Origin of the sequence: Pseudoalteromonas sp. CST2 (assembly GCF_028599385.1) — a bacterium.
GTDB classification, from domain to species: Bacteria; Pseudomonadota; Gammaproteobacteria; order Enterobacterales; family Alteromonadaceae; genus Pseudoalteromonas; species Pseudoalteromonas atlantica.
The window spans coordinates 95476-110002 of the sequence record NZ_JAQREO010000003.1; the positions used below are offsets into that span (position 1 = coordinate 95476).

A 14527-nucleotide genomic window follows, 5' to 3' on the forward strand; every position below is an offset into this window, starting at 1 on the left:
ACAACTAATAACTTATTATCGATTATTTATACATATAAAACAGCTTATAGTGACGCTATATTTATTTTTGAGCATTAACATGAAACACATACTGCTAATTTTTATTTTATTATCGAGTGCAGCGCACTCAAATACACCTCAACACAATTCACACAAAACCCACAGCTATAATGGCTTTCATGGCATGGCGCTTATATTAGCCGGCGATAAAGTACTTGCCAGCCACATGCCTTTATACGCCCCCCCACACAACTACCAAATAGTGTACGAAGTAACTACCAATGACACCCATCTTAAAATAATCAAAAAAGCACTGAACGAGTCACTAAAAAAACAAACTCAGATCACCATTTTACCAACCAAATTTGATTTGAATTTATTAATAAATAAGCAGACACCCACTTTAAATACTACTGTGTTTAATGGCCATTTTGAGCGCGGAGGTAAGGCTTTGTTTTCGACAAAGCTGACCTTTAAAAATCCGTTATATGTAAAAAAGATCGCTATAACACAACCTGAAAAAGAAGAGTTTGATTTAATAAAGGTTTCAGCAGAGCAGGGGTTGGTGATTCATAAAATACAAAGTAAACCAAGCTATGACTCACTCAGTTTAGTAGCACTAACTAACGGAAAATATAATGGCCAGTTAAAATGTGATGCGCCAGTAACCACAGCGCTTGCAAGTAAGCTAAAGGCCTGTTTTAAAAGCGTACCAAGCTATTTAGAAACTCGCGATTTTGAAGTTAATTAAAAAATTATAGCAGCGCTTTAGCTTAAAAAGCGCTGCTATATAAATTACTTAACGTTAAGAGCATATACATTTGCCTGAACGTATTCGCCGTTTAACAATTTTATTTGCGTTAAAATGCGTGAGTACGCATCGCCTTCAAATTCATCGAGCACATGCCAGTGATCTTTTAAATTAGTTGAGCTAAACACATGGCCTTTTATCTCTTGACCTGTTTCGTCTAATACCAGTGCAGGAAAGCCCATTTTGGCGCCCCAGCCCTCGTTAATTAAATTGCCAACCACGCTGCCTTGCTCAAACGTACCGCCAATATTGGCAAGAATATGTTCGTTCGGATGCCCTGGGCACAAGGTGCCATATACAAATAACGCTTCTAACACGTAAACTCCTAAATTAAGGCTAATGATTATGTTTAACTAAGCTAAAGCTTAACTAAATATGAAAAAATTCCCGAGTGAAATTTTACTTTTACAATGACACCCATCCTTATTTTTGCACTTTACGCAATAAGCATCTACTTTTTTAATTGGTTCATCAAAAGCTAGGTGCTACATGGCTATTGCAAGAAAACGCCAAATCAGTTTGGCAGATACAAAATATTATCACTGTATTTCGCGCTGTGTACGTCATGCTTATTTATGCGGCGAGGATTCATTAACGGGTAAATCCTACGAACATCGAAGGGGCTGGGTAGAGCAAAAGCTATTTAGACTCGCTAAAATATTTTGTATTGATATATGTGCTTATGCAGTTATGAGTAATCACACCCATATTGTGCTTTATGTTGATGATAAAAAAGCAAATAGGTTAAATGACAAAGCTATATTGCTACGCTGGCATAAGCTATGTAAAGGCACACCCCTTACACAAAAATTTTTACAAGGTGAGAAGCTTAGCAGTACAGAGCGATACTTTTTAAGCCAAACTATTATTCAATACAGAGAAAGGTTATCTAGCATTAGCTGGTTTATGCGCGTTTTAAACGAACACATTGCCCGAAAAGCAAATAAAGAAGACAAATGCACAGGCCGATTTTGGGAAGGGCGATTTAAATCACAAGCTCTCCTTGATGAAGCAGCCCTTGCAGCTTGCATGGCTTACGTTGATTTAAACCCAATAAGAGCAAAAGTAGCTAAAACCCCCGAGTGCTCAAACTTCACCAGCGTGCAAAAGCGCATTCAGGGCGCTAAAAACGCAAAGCAACCCAAACAACTTTTAAAATTTGCAGGTAAACCCTGTAAATTTATGCCTAAAGGTTTACCGTTCGAGCTTAAATATTACCTCGAATTAGTTGAGCTCACAGGGCGCATTATTCGCGATAACAAACCAGGTTTTATTGAAAATACACAGCTCCCTTTATTAGAAAGAGTAAACATATCGCCAGAGAATTGGTTAAAACTCACTACTGATTTTACACGCGTATTTCATGGCGCTGTAGGTAAGCCGCAATCACATGTAAGTTACTGCGAGCATTTAAATAAAAAGCGACGAGTTAATTTTAGTAATTGCGAAAAGCTACTAGCCTAAAAAAACCTTCTTTCATTTAAAAAACAGCCTAAATGCTGGTTTCAGCGTGCCCTAAATTTAGTTAACTAAATAAATAGCAGCACATTTTTAAAATACCCGCAGTATATACCTTTTAATATGCCTTGAGCTTACATATTTTTAAATTAGCCATTTAATTAAGTCGATTTTTTGAAATAATTAAAGTGGGTGTCATCTTAAATAAATTATATTTTTGTGAAGAATTTAAGATGGGTGTCATTTTAATTGAGTTTATAGTCACATCCACCTTTCTGATACATGCAATGAAGGCTACTATATTAGATTTTATTGCTGTAATAATAGGTAGATAGATTTATTGAAAATTTTGATTGGATTATAAGGACCTAAAATGGTTAGCTTAATATCGGTTCTATTGGTCATTTTGTTTTGCCTTAATCTCTTTAGTGCACTTAGAGTTGGTGAGATTTTTCTTCCTGGCTATCGTTTGAAAACAAATAAGAACATGAGTGTTTTTGAATTAAAGCAAGAATGTAATAAACAGTTTTCACTTGGTACGTGGTGTAAGGAAGGGGAGTCTGGTTTTTTAACTGGTGTCGTTTTTAGTGTCACTGCTATTTTTGTGCTTATGTATATCTTAATTAAAAGCATTTGAAATAGGTGTCATTTTAATTTTAATTGTTTTCTTATTTAGCAGTAACAATCCCTATATTAGCCAAATTAATAGTCTACAAGTCTATTTAAAAACAAAAAGGCCGCAGTAAATAAATACTTCGGCCTTTGTTTTTAGCTAAACTTTTTTAAATTAGCTACGTTTAGTAAGCGCCTGCGCTGTAAATAAGCTCGTAGCTGTGGCTGTAAATCTCAAGGATGTTACCAAACGGGTCTTCCATGTAGATCATGCGGTACGGCTTTTCGCCAGGGTAGTAGTAACGTGGCTCTGGCATACGTTTTTTACCACCTGCAGCAACAATACGCTCCGCTAAGCCTTCCACATCTGGGTCTTGTACACAGAAATGGAAGATACCGGTTTTCCAGTATTCAAAGTTGTCTTTAGGGTTTTCTTGGTCTTTAAATTCAAAAATTTCTACACCAATACGGTCGCCTGTTGAAAGGTGCGCTATTTTAAATTTTTCCCAATTTGGACCAAATACATCGGTACACATTTCGCCAATGGGGCTGTTATCTTCAGTGATCACGGTAGGCTCCATTATGGTGTACCAGCCCATCACCTTAGTGTAAAACTCTACGGCTTTTTCAACATCAGGTACTGAAATACCAATGTGCGAAAAACTACGTGGATATGTATGACTCATAATGCTTCCTCTTTAACTGTGATTAGTTGATGGTGTTAGTTTACGAACCCGTGTTTATTAAGTAAAATTATCATTAATCATCATTTTGAGTACGTTTTGTAATGATAAACCCGACATGGTTAAACACGTTTTGTACGTTGGTTGAGGTAAATCATTTTACCCAAACCGCCGAGCGCTTATTTATGACCCAATCGGGCGTAAGTCAGCATATTAAAAAGCTAGAGCAGCAAGTAAACTGCGCGCTATTAGAGCGCCACGGCAAACAATTTACCCTTACCGTACATGGGCAAAATTTGTATCAGCAAGGCAGTTTGTTATTAAAAGAATGGCAATTTTTAGAACAACAATTAAAAGATGACTCGCCTTACAGCGGCCTAGTAAAAATACAATCGCCAGGTAGCTGTGGGCTACAATTTTATAGCCAATTATTAGCATTACAGGCTGAGCATACCGAGCTTAATATTGATTATCGCTTTGCACCTAATACCAGTGTAGAGCAAGCGGTGGCAAACCACAGTGCCGACATAGGCTTTTTAACCCAAGCACCTACACTTAGCGAAGTTACCAGCCACAAAATTGGCCAAGAAGCTTTATTATTAGTAACTCCAGCACATATTAAAAACCCAACATGGGAGGTTTTATGTGAGCTTGGCTTTATTGGCCACCCCGATGCAAAACACCACGCGCAGCTATTACTTAGCGAAAACTACAATGAGTTTGAACATGTTGATCAAATTAAGCGTACGGGGTTTTCTAACCAAATAAGTTTAATACTCGAGCCGGTAAGTTTAGGGCTAGGTTTTACTGTTTTACCTGCTTATGCGGTGGGCGCATTTAATAAACCAGCGCTTATAAAAACGCATCATTTAGCTAATCCAATCAGCGAAAATATTTATGTGTGTCATCATCGTAACAGGCCAATAGCAAAGCGCATGCACACGGTAATTGAGGCGATAAAAGCGGGGGAATAGTTTTTTAAAAAGGCAGTACAGCCAGCTTTTATTTACTGTACTGCCTTTTCGGGTTTTAGCGTGTTTAAACTTTAGACATATAGGCGCTTACATACGCCTTATTTTTAAATACCAACCATAAAGTAAGCGCTATAAGGCCAATACTTAGCTGAATAACACCTAAGTTTTTAATTAATGTTTCTGCATTAAGCGATACAAGCGCCATGCCTATTGCACCTGCAATCATAGAACAAAACTGAATAACGGCCACAGCAGAGCCCGTGTCCGTTGTTTGTTGCTCTAACATTAAATTAGTACCGGGCACGCGGGTAATAATAACGGTTAGGGTAGCTATTGCTGCTAATGCACCAAATACCCAAGGCGATAAGCCGCCTATAAAAATGGTACTTATACCGCATGCTGTTAGGGTTAAAAAACTCGCAGTAATTATTTTTTTTACCGATACACGTTTAGAAAGCCGCATATAAATTGTTGGCCCAAACGAGGCGCACACAGCATTCGCTGCAAAGGCGTAACTAAAGGTTTGTTCCGACAAACCAAACCCGTTGATATATACATAAGAGCCCGCCGCTAAAAACGACATTAACGCCATAGGCACAATAGTAAAAACAGCCAATAGCGATAAAAATGGCGGATTTTTAACTACTACAGCTAATCGCCCCCACGACTGAAAAACAGAGCCGGCGTAGCGTGTATGTAAGGTTTCGCGGTAAAAAAAGGTAAATAACATAGCCACCGAGCCAAACACGGCTAAAGCAGCAAACATCATATGCCAATTAGCAATTTTTAATAGCAATGCGCCCAGCACAGGCGCCACCATAGGGGCAATAATAACCAGCGACATAATAGTGGCGATAATTTTTTCTCGCTCGCGGCCATCGTACAAATCTTTTACTATTGCCGTGGCTACAACCGTTACTGCACTTCCGCCAAAGGCTTGTAATAAACGCGCGCCTATAAGCATTTCTACAAAATTAGATAACGCACAAAACACACTGCCTATTACGTATATTCCAAAGCCCATAAGCAAAATAGGTTTACGGCCAAATTTTTCACTTAGTGGGCCCCAAAACAATAGTCCTATGGCGTAGGCTGCAAAATATACGCTAAGTGTTAAGTTAACCAAGGCTTGGTTAGTATTTAGTTTCTCTACCATAGTAGGTAAAGCAGGAAGATATAAATCGGTAGTTAAAGGGGGAAATGCACTAGGGCGTGTTGATCTTTGATGGTTGAATTTGCAGCAGTATGTTTGGTTTTTAGGCAAGGCGGAGCCTATGAAGTGTGGTTATTCCCCATAAATAGGCGATAACGCAGCATAAATGCCAAACATGCGCTGCCCTTCGGGTTCTGCCTAGGGGCGATAAACTCTTTGTTACTCGGTTTTTACTTAGCCCACTAGGTTACAAACCTCGCGCCGCGATTTAATCGCCCCTAGATTGAACAAATTTCAATCCGCAAAGATCAACACGCCCTAAAATAACTAAAAAAATTAACGTGCCAGTTTTGCCTAATACAGGCTGCTCTACTTTCAAACTAAACTCCAAAAAAAACAAAGTAACTGACTAATACACAATCTTGCTTATAAATAACGTGGTAAATGCAAAGCACGACTGCACTCATTACCTACTTAATAGACTCCTTTTGTATGCTCCACGTTATAAGTAGATTTTATATACTCTTAGCCCATGTGTATATTGCTCATTTTTTATGTTCGTTTTTATGGCTGGCTATTACTTTACCAGTAATAGCCAGAGAGTTTAATTTATGCTGTACGCTTAGGCTTTTGCTTAATAGCGAGTATGGTTTGCTTAGCTTGCAAATACACTTTGTGCACTGCAAAGGTTAATAAGCTCATAAGTACCATTAAGCACAACGTTGGCCAAAACGACTGTGTATGATAACCAAACACGCCCATAAGCCAGCAAATTAGCACCCATTGAATAATGTAAAGGGCCGTTACATGTTTGCTCGCATATAAAAGAGCGCGTGTAATAGGGCCATTAAATTTATTGGCAATGGCATATTCTATTAAGGCTAATGCACATAAATTTAAACCAACTAAATAAATAATACCGCCGCCATTTAAGTGAAAAAAGTTACCAAACTGGCCTTTAAAATCAATAAATAACCACACTGAACCAATCACTAATAATGCGGCCCCTAACTTTGCACACACATTAAATAAATACGCTGCATTACGCTGGCTATTTATATATACACGCCCAAGCACATACCCCGTTAATATAGCGCTTACCCACGGAAATACCGGAAAATAAACTTGGTAGTTATTAGCAAAAAACAAATCACTAATGTAAGGCGAAAGCGCAAACTGCTGCCCCCTAACAAACTGGCTTACAAGTGCAATAGCCACGGCTAAACATGCAATCCATGTGGTTTTCCAGCGGGCAATATTAAGCGCGCCAAACAGCACTAAGCTCACCCCAGCAAGTTGTAAAATATCACCGGTTAACACCATAAATTGTAACTGCCCAGCACTGAGCGGACTTTGCCAGCCATAGGCATTTATAAATGCCTCGGGCATGGTATTAAATACCTCAATGGGTAGCCAAAATTTTGCCACATTCATTAAATAGGCAAGTAGTAAAAGCTGTATACCACGCTTAATTAATAACATGGGGGTTTGCCTGCGCGAAAGCGCCATAGACAGCCCCATTGCCACTAAAAACGAGGCGGTGCCTTTGCCAAGTATATGAATAACAGCGCCAAATAGGCTTTCACTTTGAAGCGTTGTGCTCGAGTACATCCATAGGGTGTGTACCAAAATCATAATAAAAACGCTCGCACCTCGGGCAAGGTCTATCGTTTTAAGTCGTGTGTTCATTGGTTTTAATATCCTTTTTAGGGCAGGTTTGGCATTTGTTATAACCTGCTAAATAATAACGACAGCACGTTAAGCGACCGGCCGTTAATTTAAATGGGGTGTTTAAATTAAAGTGATTGCTGATTAAATTGTGTAGCTGCTGATGGCAATGTGTAGTGTGATCAGCGCTTGCTAAATTTAAGCTATGGGCGCGCTCAAATGCGCTGTTAAGGGTGTCGATTAATAAGCGCCCTTGCTCTTTTTTTCCCAGCGCATAATCGGTATTTATCCACTTTCCTACACAGCTAATAAACTCAATAAGTGCATTGTTTTGCTCAGCTTTACTTAATATAGGCGCACCGCTGAGGTTAAACCCTCGGCTATAAGCGCCATTAATTTTAAGCTGTAATTGCGTGGGGTTATGTGCATTTTGTTTAGAAGTATGCCAATAACAATAGGCATACATAGTTTGCCAACAAAGCTGCAAATATAAATGCCGACTAATAAATTGCCCAGGCGCATGTGGGTAGTGCGCCTTGCAATGAATCGCTAATGTGCGCACTAAATCTAAGCTTGGGTGAGCCGCAGTAGCTGGCTCACTTGGGCAAAATAAAAAGTGCGCAAGGGTTACAGGCTTAGCCATACAGCTTTGTCGATACTGGGTTATTTAAACTTCCGGCAAACTGTAAACTGCCTGCTGGGTCGGTTAAATCAACCATTTGTTTATTATTGCCAAGCTGCAAGCGGTTTAAGCAAGAGTGTGCAAATTCATCACTAAAAAAGTCATACTCTTTAAAACGCGCATTTAAGGCAGGGTTAGCCTGTTGATACGCTTTAACACTTTGCGCAACGCCGTGCCAAAAGTCGTGCTCGGTAATGCGCTCTTCTCTTACTAAAATAGCCACTAGGTATCTAAAAAAGCAGTCAAATACATCGGTAAATATGCTCAGTAATTCAAGCTCTTTTGGCATAGTAATATGAATGCGCGAAACCTCATCAGGTAAAGGTTCAGTGCTATTAAGCATCGCTACTTCTTCGCCGATGTCTTTCATGTAAGCGCCTACAGGGACTGAATTTTTAAGCTTTAAAATGAGATTTTCGCCGTGCGGCATAAACACTAATTTATGGGCATAAAAACTATGCACTAACGGGATAAGATAGGCATTAAAATAGTGTTGCAGCCAAGCATGTGTGCTTAAACCACTTTGATCTATTAATGCACCTGTCATACTTTTACCGTTGTTATCTAGGTGCAGTAGTGCGGCCATGGTGGTGAGCTGCTCATTATTTTGTAAGTTATGGTTTGGGTTTTCGCGCCATAAACAGGCAAACATTTTACGATACGGTGTATCGCCCAATGCGCTTTGCTCAAAGGTATGATGCGCATACCCTAAGGTGGCGTACTCTCTAAGTGCAGTAAAATTGCACGCACTAAGCGTGGGGTCGTAGTTTACTTTATTAAATACCCAATCATTTATAGCCGGGGTTACCGCCATATAAGCGCGCGAAAGCCCGCGCATAAAGCCCATATTTAAAATAGACAGCGCCACTTTTAAATACGGCTTATGCGGATGCGAGCAGTTATATAAGGTGCGAATAGATTGTTGCGCTTGATATAAATCGTCGCCTTCACCTAAGTAAACTAAACGGTTATTGGCAAACTCGTTGGCAAACACCACACTTAATTTATGTTGGTATTGCCACGGGTGGGCAGGCATAAATAGGTAGTCGTCGGGGTTTAGGTTTTGCGTTTTTAGCGCTTTGTTAAACGCATTACGAGTGGTTAAATCAAGCTCGCCACTAATATGGCTTGGGTAATCACTAAAGTATTCACTATAAGCAAAATCACATACTGTTTTATGCGCCGCTAACCACAGCACTTTAAACGGTTTACCCACCTCTGGCGCATAGCGTAAAAAGTCGGTTTTGCTAAAACCAATACGGCCATTATTAGCCACAAACGCAGGGTGGCCTTCGCTCATTGCAGCCTCTATTTGTTGCAGCCCTAATTGCGCAAGTTCGGCTGCGCTAAGAGTGTTGTTTTCGCGTTTATAACAGGCACTCGCAAGTGTGGCGTTAAGCTCTTCAAGGTAGGTGGCTAAACGCTCGCCAGTTAAACCCAGCGCAGGGCCTTGCACGCTAAAAAAGTGCAGTACATCAAGCTCTGCTTGCTCATTATTAAGGTTATAAAAGCATAAGCTTGGCTCGTCTATATCTATGTGATTAAGCGCCATAGCACGGCCATTAAATATAAAATAACCCCCTTCAATATTTACTTTAAAACCTTGTGGGGTTTGCTCTGCAACCAATAAGCGCTCGTGTACCAGTTCGCTAATGGCTTTACTTTGTAAGTGCCTGTTTGCCCATTGCCAGTGGTCAAACTTTACATAGTCGGTGTTTATTGGCGTTTGCGCTTTGTGATGTAAATTAACATGCGTTTCAAATGCAGCTTTATTACAAAACCCAAGGTAGGCGTTTTTATCACCAAGGGTTATTTGCTTAGTATGCACAAAGCCTAAACGCTTATTTAAGGTATGAATTTTACTATTGCCAATATCGGGCTCTACTACTACGCGTGCATCGGCATTATGAGTAAAAATACTGTGCAATACGCACTGCATTATTTCAAAACTAAAATGGCGTTTAGGCTGTGTATTTGGGGCAAGTAAAATATGCATGCCGGTATCGTTTGGCATTACCTCATAGGCGGCTGCGAGTAGCTTGTCGTGCTTTGGGCTGTAAAGCTCAACTAAGGCAAGCAGCTCATTATTTTGCTCAATAACATAGGCATGATGGTGCGGGTGGTTAATTATATCTTGGTAGGCGCTGCACATTTGCTCGTGTGTGTGTTTACTCATACCCCAAAAATGGGCGTAAGGTAGTGTAAGCCACTGGCAAATTATGGGCATATCGCTTTGCTGTAGTAACCGCATAGTCACATTACCTGTGTGTTGTAACGTGGTTACAAAAGATGAAAAATACATAAAAACTCCTAAATCTTTTTAATTATTAAGTGGCTGTGTGTGCAGCTTGGCAAACAAATTTAACGCGCCATAGCAAAATAGCGCCAAGGCTTGCAAAGCCAATGGCAGCAAAGTAAAAAGGCACGGTGGTATTAAAATATTCCACACTCATACCCACTAATAACGACGCTAAAATAACGCCAATATTTTGCGCAACATGTACTTTGGCAAAATCACTGCCGTAGTGAGCAGGCTCGCTTTTAGCAAATAGCATCACTTCTAATAAAACCATGACTTGAAACAGCGCTATACCGTATAAAACGCGAGAGCTGACCACTAACCACACCGACTCTTGCGCCTGTAAATAAAGCCCAATAGCACCAAAAATAAGTGCACACAATAGCGTGCTAGTGCGGCTAAGCGTAGGAAGAGGTAAGTGCTGCCGAAAGTGGTTAAACAACAGCATAAGTAGGGCTGCAAAAGCAGGAATGGCGTACACAAGCGCACTTTGGAATGCACTGCTTTGTGCGCTCATTCCTTGCCAATGGGTCGTAAAAAACGGCCTAATTAAAAACGCGCTAAAATAAACCACCACGCTTATAAAGCAAAATTGCCAAATAAAGTACGGCGTGCGAGTGCGCGGTTTTTCGCTTTCAATCGCGTGCTGATAAATACCTAACTTTAAGCTCACCATTAAATAGGCGCACAACAGCACTTGTATAACATCGCCCGCAGCACTTAATAACAATGCATAACGCGGTGCATTTATACTAAAAAAGTACCCGCCCACTAACGCGCCGCCAATAGCACCAAAGTGCATAAGTACCGAAAATAAGCCAATAATAGAAAGGTGCTTACTTTGCTGCTCTAAACGCAGTGCAAACGGGTAAATAAGCAGGTAACTGGCTTTAAGCACCAACATAAGCTGATAATAAAACCAAAACTCCCACACGTTAGTTGCAAAATAACAAAGCAAACCAAAGCAGGCGGCAATCACTTGCGTTACAAGCCAAAGAGCCAGCTCGTGGTATTTTTTGGCAACCTTTGCCCACAGGGGCAGCGCGAGCATAACGGTAATACAACAGTTAGCTACAAACACGCCAATAAGTGTGGGATTACTTACAGAAAATTCGCTGGCAAAAAATTGCGGATAAAACGGCAGTAATAAGGTGTCGCACACTACCGAAATAACCGTAAGCAAAATAAGCGCTAAACGTAAACTCATGCGGCGTTACTCTTTTGCTGTGGATGGGTTTCTACATCGCTTAAATCAAAACACTGAAAAGCAATTTTTTGCTCAACCTGATACGGCGCATAACCGAGTATTTCGCGCAAAATTATACTGTTGCGATAACACGCCATGCCTAAATCGGGGGTTACAAAACCATGGGTATGCTGCTCTGCATTTTGTACAAATATACGTTTTTGTTCACTATCTACCGCATACTCGCGGCTAACTAAGTAGCGGCCTTGCTCATCTTCTGGGAGTTGCTGTGCAATGGGGTTTAAAAAAGCAGGGCGCTTGTATTTAAAGCCCGTGGCACAAATTAAGTAATCGGTTTTTATTTCAAAGGCTTCATTTAGCTCTTGATGATAAAACTCAGTGACTAAGCGACCAGCACTTTTACGTGTATTGGTAAGCTTGCTGTTAGTTTTAAATGTGGTAGAAATGGGCCCATCTAGGCTTTGCTCGTAAAGGGTGTCAAAAATGTCATTAATTAAATCGCCATTAATGCCTTTAAATAAGTTTTTTTGATTGTGATTAAGCCAATCTCGTTGCTCGGTTTTTAAATTATAAAAGTAATCAACATACTCAGGAGAGGTCATCTCAAGAGTGAGTTTAGTGTATTCCAGCGGAAAATAACGCGGCGATCGCGCAATCCAATCTAGTTGCAAACCTTGTGGCACGGCTTGTTGTAATAAGGTGTGATAAATTTCAGCCGCACTTTGCCCAGCTCCTACAACCGTAACGCGTTTAGCTGCTTTTAGCTCATAAAGGCGGTGGCAAAAATCGCTACTGTGCATTACGTTATTTGAATTACTTTGCACTGCGCAATCAGGAATGTATGGGGCAGGGCCGGTGCCAAGCACTAAGTGGCGCGTAACATAGTGCTGCTCTCCATTTGGGGTTTTACAGGTAACGGTATAGCACTCACTTTGCTGGCAAAACTCAACCTTAGTTACACTTTGCTCAAAGCTTACGTTGCTAAGCTGCGAGCACACCCACTGGCAATAGAGGTTGTACTCTTTACGCAGTAAAAAAAAGCTCTCGCGAATATAAAATGGGTATAAGCGATTATTAAGCTTGGCATAATTTAAAAAGCTATACTTGCTAGTAGGGTCTGCAAGGGTCACCAAGTCAGACATAAACGGCGTTTGCAAGGTAACACCTTCTAGCATCATTCCGGGGTGCCAATCAAATTGGCTACGCTGCTCTAAAAATAAGCTTTTCACGCCCTCTAGTGGCTCACTTAAACATGCTAACGATAAATTAAACGGGCCAAGGCCAATGGCTATAAAGTCATAAGGTTGGTTACTCATTATTTTTGCTCCTTATACGTTTGCCACGCAATAGCACTAATTTGTTCAAGCACGGCGCGCACATCGGTCAATTGGCACTGGGCATTAAGTAACGTAAATTTAAGGTAATGACGGCCGTTAATTTTGGTACGCGCAATCATGGCTTCACCAGTATTTAAGAATGTTTGGCGTACGTGCAGGTTTAGGGTGTCGAGTAAATCGGGGTTATGTTTTAGATCCTCTGGCGCAAAGCGAAATACCAGCGCGCTAAGCTCTGGGTAATTTATAACTTCAAAATCTGGGTGGTCGTTAAGTACAATGTGGGCTTGACGAGCAAGACCAATTACTTTATCAAACGCTCGCCCTAGTGGCGCTTCGCCCATGGTGCGCAGTGTTAACCAAAGCTTTAGGGCATCAAAACGGCGTGTGGTTTGTAAGCTTTTATCAACTAAATTTGGCGTGCCATTGCCGGCCTCAGCAAGCGGGTTTAGATAGTCAGCGTAAAGGGTTATATGGCTAAAGTGGCGTTTGTCACTTAATAAAAAAGCACTGCAGCTAACCGGTTGCATAAACGATTTATGGTAATCAATGGTAATTGAATCTACTTGTTCTATGCCGTTTAAAGCACTTCGGTGATGCTCGCTTACCAATAAACCACCGCCGTATGCGCCGTCAACATGGCACCAAAGCTGCTCTTTTTTAGCAAGTTTTGCTATGTCTTCAACAGGGTCAATTGAGCCAAAATCGGTTGTACCTGCGGTAATTACCACAGCGATAGGTAAATCGCCCTTGGCTTTAGAATCCGCAATTGCGTGGTTAAGTGCATCCATATCCATTTGCATTTTATTGTTTGTAGCCACGGGCACTACCGCGTTATAACCAAGGCCCAATAATGCCGCAGCCTTTTGAATACTAAAATGCGCAACCTCAGAGCAATAAATACGAAAACGTGAGGCTACTTCAGGCAAGCCTTGCAGTTTTACTTCATGATTAGGTGCATAGCGGCTCACTGCGACTTCGCGTGCAACAAGCATGGCCATTAAGTTCGATTGCGTACCACCACTGGTAAAAACGCCATCGGCAGTGCTAGGTAATTTTGCTTTTTCACAGCTCCAATCAATTAATTTTTGTTCAATAAGGGTCGCGCCAGCGCTTTGATCCCAGGTGTCTACCGAAGTGTTGATTGCGCCAATGATGTGCTCTGCTACAACTGCAGGGTACGTAACAGGGCAATTTAAATGCGCCATATAACGCGGATGATGAAAATACACTGCGTGATCTAAATACACACTTTTAAGCTCGTTTAATACGGCAGGAAAATCAGCAAGAGGTTTGGCTAAATCTACATCATTTACAGTGGCGGCAAGCGTATTAACAGACACGCCAGAAAACGGCTTTTGCGCTTTAGCCATAGCTTGTTGTACAGCCGAAAGCCCCTGCAACGACGCTATTTGGTAGTTAATAAACTGATCGAGATTAAATTGAGGAGGTAACCCGTTTTGCTCAAATATTGCTTTATTTTCGACAGGGCTGAGCTGCGCCGATTGTAATTGTGACATATTCGCTCCTTGGTTGTACTTGTATTGGGGTTGAGGATCTTAATAGTAACAATTTGCATTTACAATAATGATTAAGGGTTAGATATAGGTTTATTTTCGCAATTAGGAGTGACTGATTAGTTATAA

At 40.8% G+C, this 14527-nt stretch carries 13 protein-coding genes; 4 read left to right on the forward strand and 9 right to left on the reverse strand.

Annotated elements, in window-relative coordinates; genetic code table 11:
• The first annotated feature begins 79 nt into the window (after window positions 1-79).
• Window positions 80-751, forward strand: coding sequence for a hypothetical protein (locus PSH41_RS05305; protein ID WP_273588555.1), 672 nt, complete (start codon window positions 80-82; stop codon window positions 749-751).
• Between the two features lie 44 nt (window positions 752-795).
• On the opposite strand, the gene PSH41_RS05310 is transcribed toward PSH41_RS05305, so the two are convergent.
• Window positions 796-1128: a gamma-glutamylcyclotransferase family protein gene (locus PSH41_RS05310; protein ID WP_273588554.1), complete on the reverse strand. Its 333-nt coding sequence runs from the start codon at window positions 1126-1128 to the stop codon at window positions 796-798.
• 172 nt (window positions 1129-1300) lie between these two features.
• Here PSH41_RS05310 and PSH41_RS05315 point away from each other — a divergent pair, with 172 nt between their 5' ends.
• A complete protein-coding gene (locus tag PSH41_RS05315) occupies window positions 1301-2275 on the forward strand; it encodes a transposase (protein WP_273588553.1) in 975 nt (324 codons plus the stop codon).
• 367 nt (window positions 2276-2642) lie between these two features.
• A complete protein-coding gene (locus PSH41_RS05320; RefSeq protein ID WP_256851014.1) occupies window positions 2643-2906 on the forward strand; it encodes a hypothetical protein in 264 nt (87 codons plus the stop codon).
• Window positions 2907-3066: 160 nt separating this feature from the next.
• On the opposite strand, the gene PSH41_RS05325 is transcribed toward PSH41_RS05320, so the two are convergent.
• The gene (locus tag PSH41_RS05325) at window positions 3067-3567 is read right to left on the reverse strand and encodes a lactoylglutathione lyase family protein (protein ID WP_054982007.1); all 501 of its coding nucleotides are present in this window, start codon (window positions 3565-3567) and stop codon (window positions 3067-3069) included.
• Window positions 3568-3668: 101 nt separating this feature from the next.
• On the opposite strand from PSH41_RS05325, the gene PSH41_RS05330 reads away from it, so the two are divergent.
• Window positions 3669-4538, forward strand: coding sequence for a LysR family transcriptional regulator (locus tag PSH41_RS05330; protein WP_273588552.1), 870 nt, complete (start codon window positions 3669-3671; stop codon window positions 4536-4538).
• Window positions 4539-4602: 64 nt separating this feature from the next.
• Here PSH41_RS05330 and PSH41_RS05335 read toward each other — a convergent pair whose 3' ends face one another.
• The 7 genes from PSH41_RS05335 to PSH41_RS05365 all read right to left on the reverse strand — a co-directional run bounded on the left by PSH41_RS05335 (window position 4603) and on the right by PSH41_RS05365 (window position 14401).
• Entirely contained in the window at window positions 4603-5802 is a 1200-nt protein-coding gene (locus PSH41_RS05335; RefSeq protein ID WP_273588551.1) for a multidrug effflux MFS transporter, read from the reverse strand.
• Window positions 5803-6300: 498 nt separating this feature from the next.
• Complete coding sequence (locus PSH41_RS05340; protein WP_273588550.1) at window positions 6301-7380, reverse strand: heparan-alpha-glucosaminide N-acetyltransferase domain-containing protein; 1080 nt, start codon at window positions 7378-7380, stop codon at window positions 6301-6303.
• Window positions 7364-8002, reverse strand: a complete 639-nt coding sequence (locus tag PSH41_RS05345; RefSeq protein WP_273588549.1) for a hypothetical protein — start codon at window positions 8000-8002, stop codon at window positions 7364-7366. The genes PSH41_RS05340 and PSH41_RS05345 overlap by 17 nt, the downstream gene beginning before the upstream one ends.
• Window positions 7995-10343: a GNAT family N-acetyltransferase gene (locus PSH41_RS05350; RefSeq protein WP_273588548.1), complete on the reverse strand. Its 2349-nt coding sequence runs from the start codon at window positions 10341-10343 to the stop codon at window positions 7995-7997. Before PSH41_RS05350 ends, PSH41_RS05345 begins: the two co-directional genes overlap by 8 nt.
• Window positions 10344-10368: 25 nt before the next feature.
• On the reverse strand, window positions 10369-11547 hold the full coding sequence (locus tag PSH41_RS05355; protein WP_273588547.1) for an MFS transporter: 1179 nt from the start codon (window positions 11545-11547) through the stop codon (window positions 10369-10371).
• Window positions 11544-12863, reverse strand: coding sequence for a lysine N(6)-hydroxylase/L-ornithine N(5)-oxygenase family protein (locus tag PSH41_RS05360; RefSeq protein ID WP_273588546.1), 1320 nt, complete (start codon window positions 12861-12863; stop codon window positions 11544-11546). The genes PSH41_RS05355 and PSH41_RS05360 overlap by 4 nt, the downstream gene beginning before the upstream one ends.
• A complete protein-coding gene (locus PSH41_RS05365; protein WP_273588545.1) occupies window positions 12863-14401 on the reverse strand; it encodes a pyridoxal phosphate-dependent decarboxylase family protein in 1539 nt (512 codons plus the stop codon). Before PSH41_RS05365 ends, PSH41_RS05360 begins: the two co-directional genes overlap by 1 nt.
• Window positions 14402-14527 lie beyond the last annotated feature (126 nt).

What these genes read in the sequence shown, in the direction of transcription:
- PSH41_RS05320 (WP_256851014.1), top strand. Translation starts at nt 2,643, where the DNA reads ATGGTTAGCTTAATATCGGTTCTATTGGTCATTTTGTTTTGCCTTAAT.
- PSH41_RS05345 (WP_273588549.1), bottom strand. Translation starts at nt 8,002, where the DNA reads ATGGCTAAGCCTGTAACCCTTGCGCACTTTTTATTTTGCCCAAGTGAG.
- PSH41_RS05340 (WP_273588550.1), bottom strand. Translation starts at nt 7,380, where the DNA reads ATGAACACACGACTTAAAACGATAGACCTTGCCCGAGGTGCGAGCGTT.
- PSH41_RS05305 (WP_273588555.1), top strand. Translation starts at nt 80, where the DNA reads ATGAAACACATACTGCTAATTTTTATTTTATTATCGAGTGCAGCGCAC.
- PSH41_RS05325 (WP_054982007.1), bottom strand. Translation starts at nt 3,567, where the DNA reads ATGAGTCATACATATCCACGTAGTTTTTCGCACATTGGTATTTCAGTA.
- PSH41_RS05315 (WP_273588553.1), top strand. Translation starts at nt 1,301, where the DNA reads ATGGCTATTGCAAGAAAACGCCAAATCAGTTTGGCAGATACAAAATAT.
- PSH41_RS05330 (WP_273588552.1), top strand. Translation starts at nt 3,669, where the DNA reads ATGATAAACCCGACATGGTTAAACACGTTTTGTACGTTGGTTGAGGTA.
- PSH41_RS05350 (WP_273588548.1), bottom strand. Translation starts at nt 10,343, where the DNA reads ATGTATTTTTCATCTTTTGTAACCACGTTACAACACACAGGTAATGTG.
- PSH41_RS05355 (WP_273588547.1), bottom strand. Translation starts at nt 11,547, where the DNA reads ATGAGTTTACGTTTAGCGCTTATTTTGCTTACGGTTATTTCGGTAGTG.
- PSH41_RS05365 (WP_273588545.1), bottom strand. Translation starts at nt 14,401, where the DNA reads ATGTCACAATTACAATCGGCGCAGCTCAGCCCTGTCGAAAATAAAGCA.
- PSH41_RS05360 (WP_273588546.1), bottom strand. Translation starts at nt 12,863, where the DNA reads ATGAGTAACCAACCTTATGACTTTATAGCCATTGGCCTTGGCCCGTTT.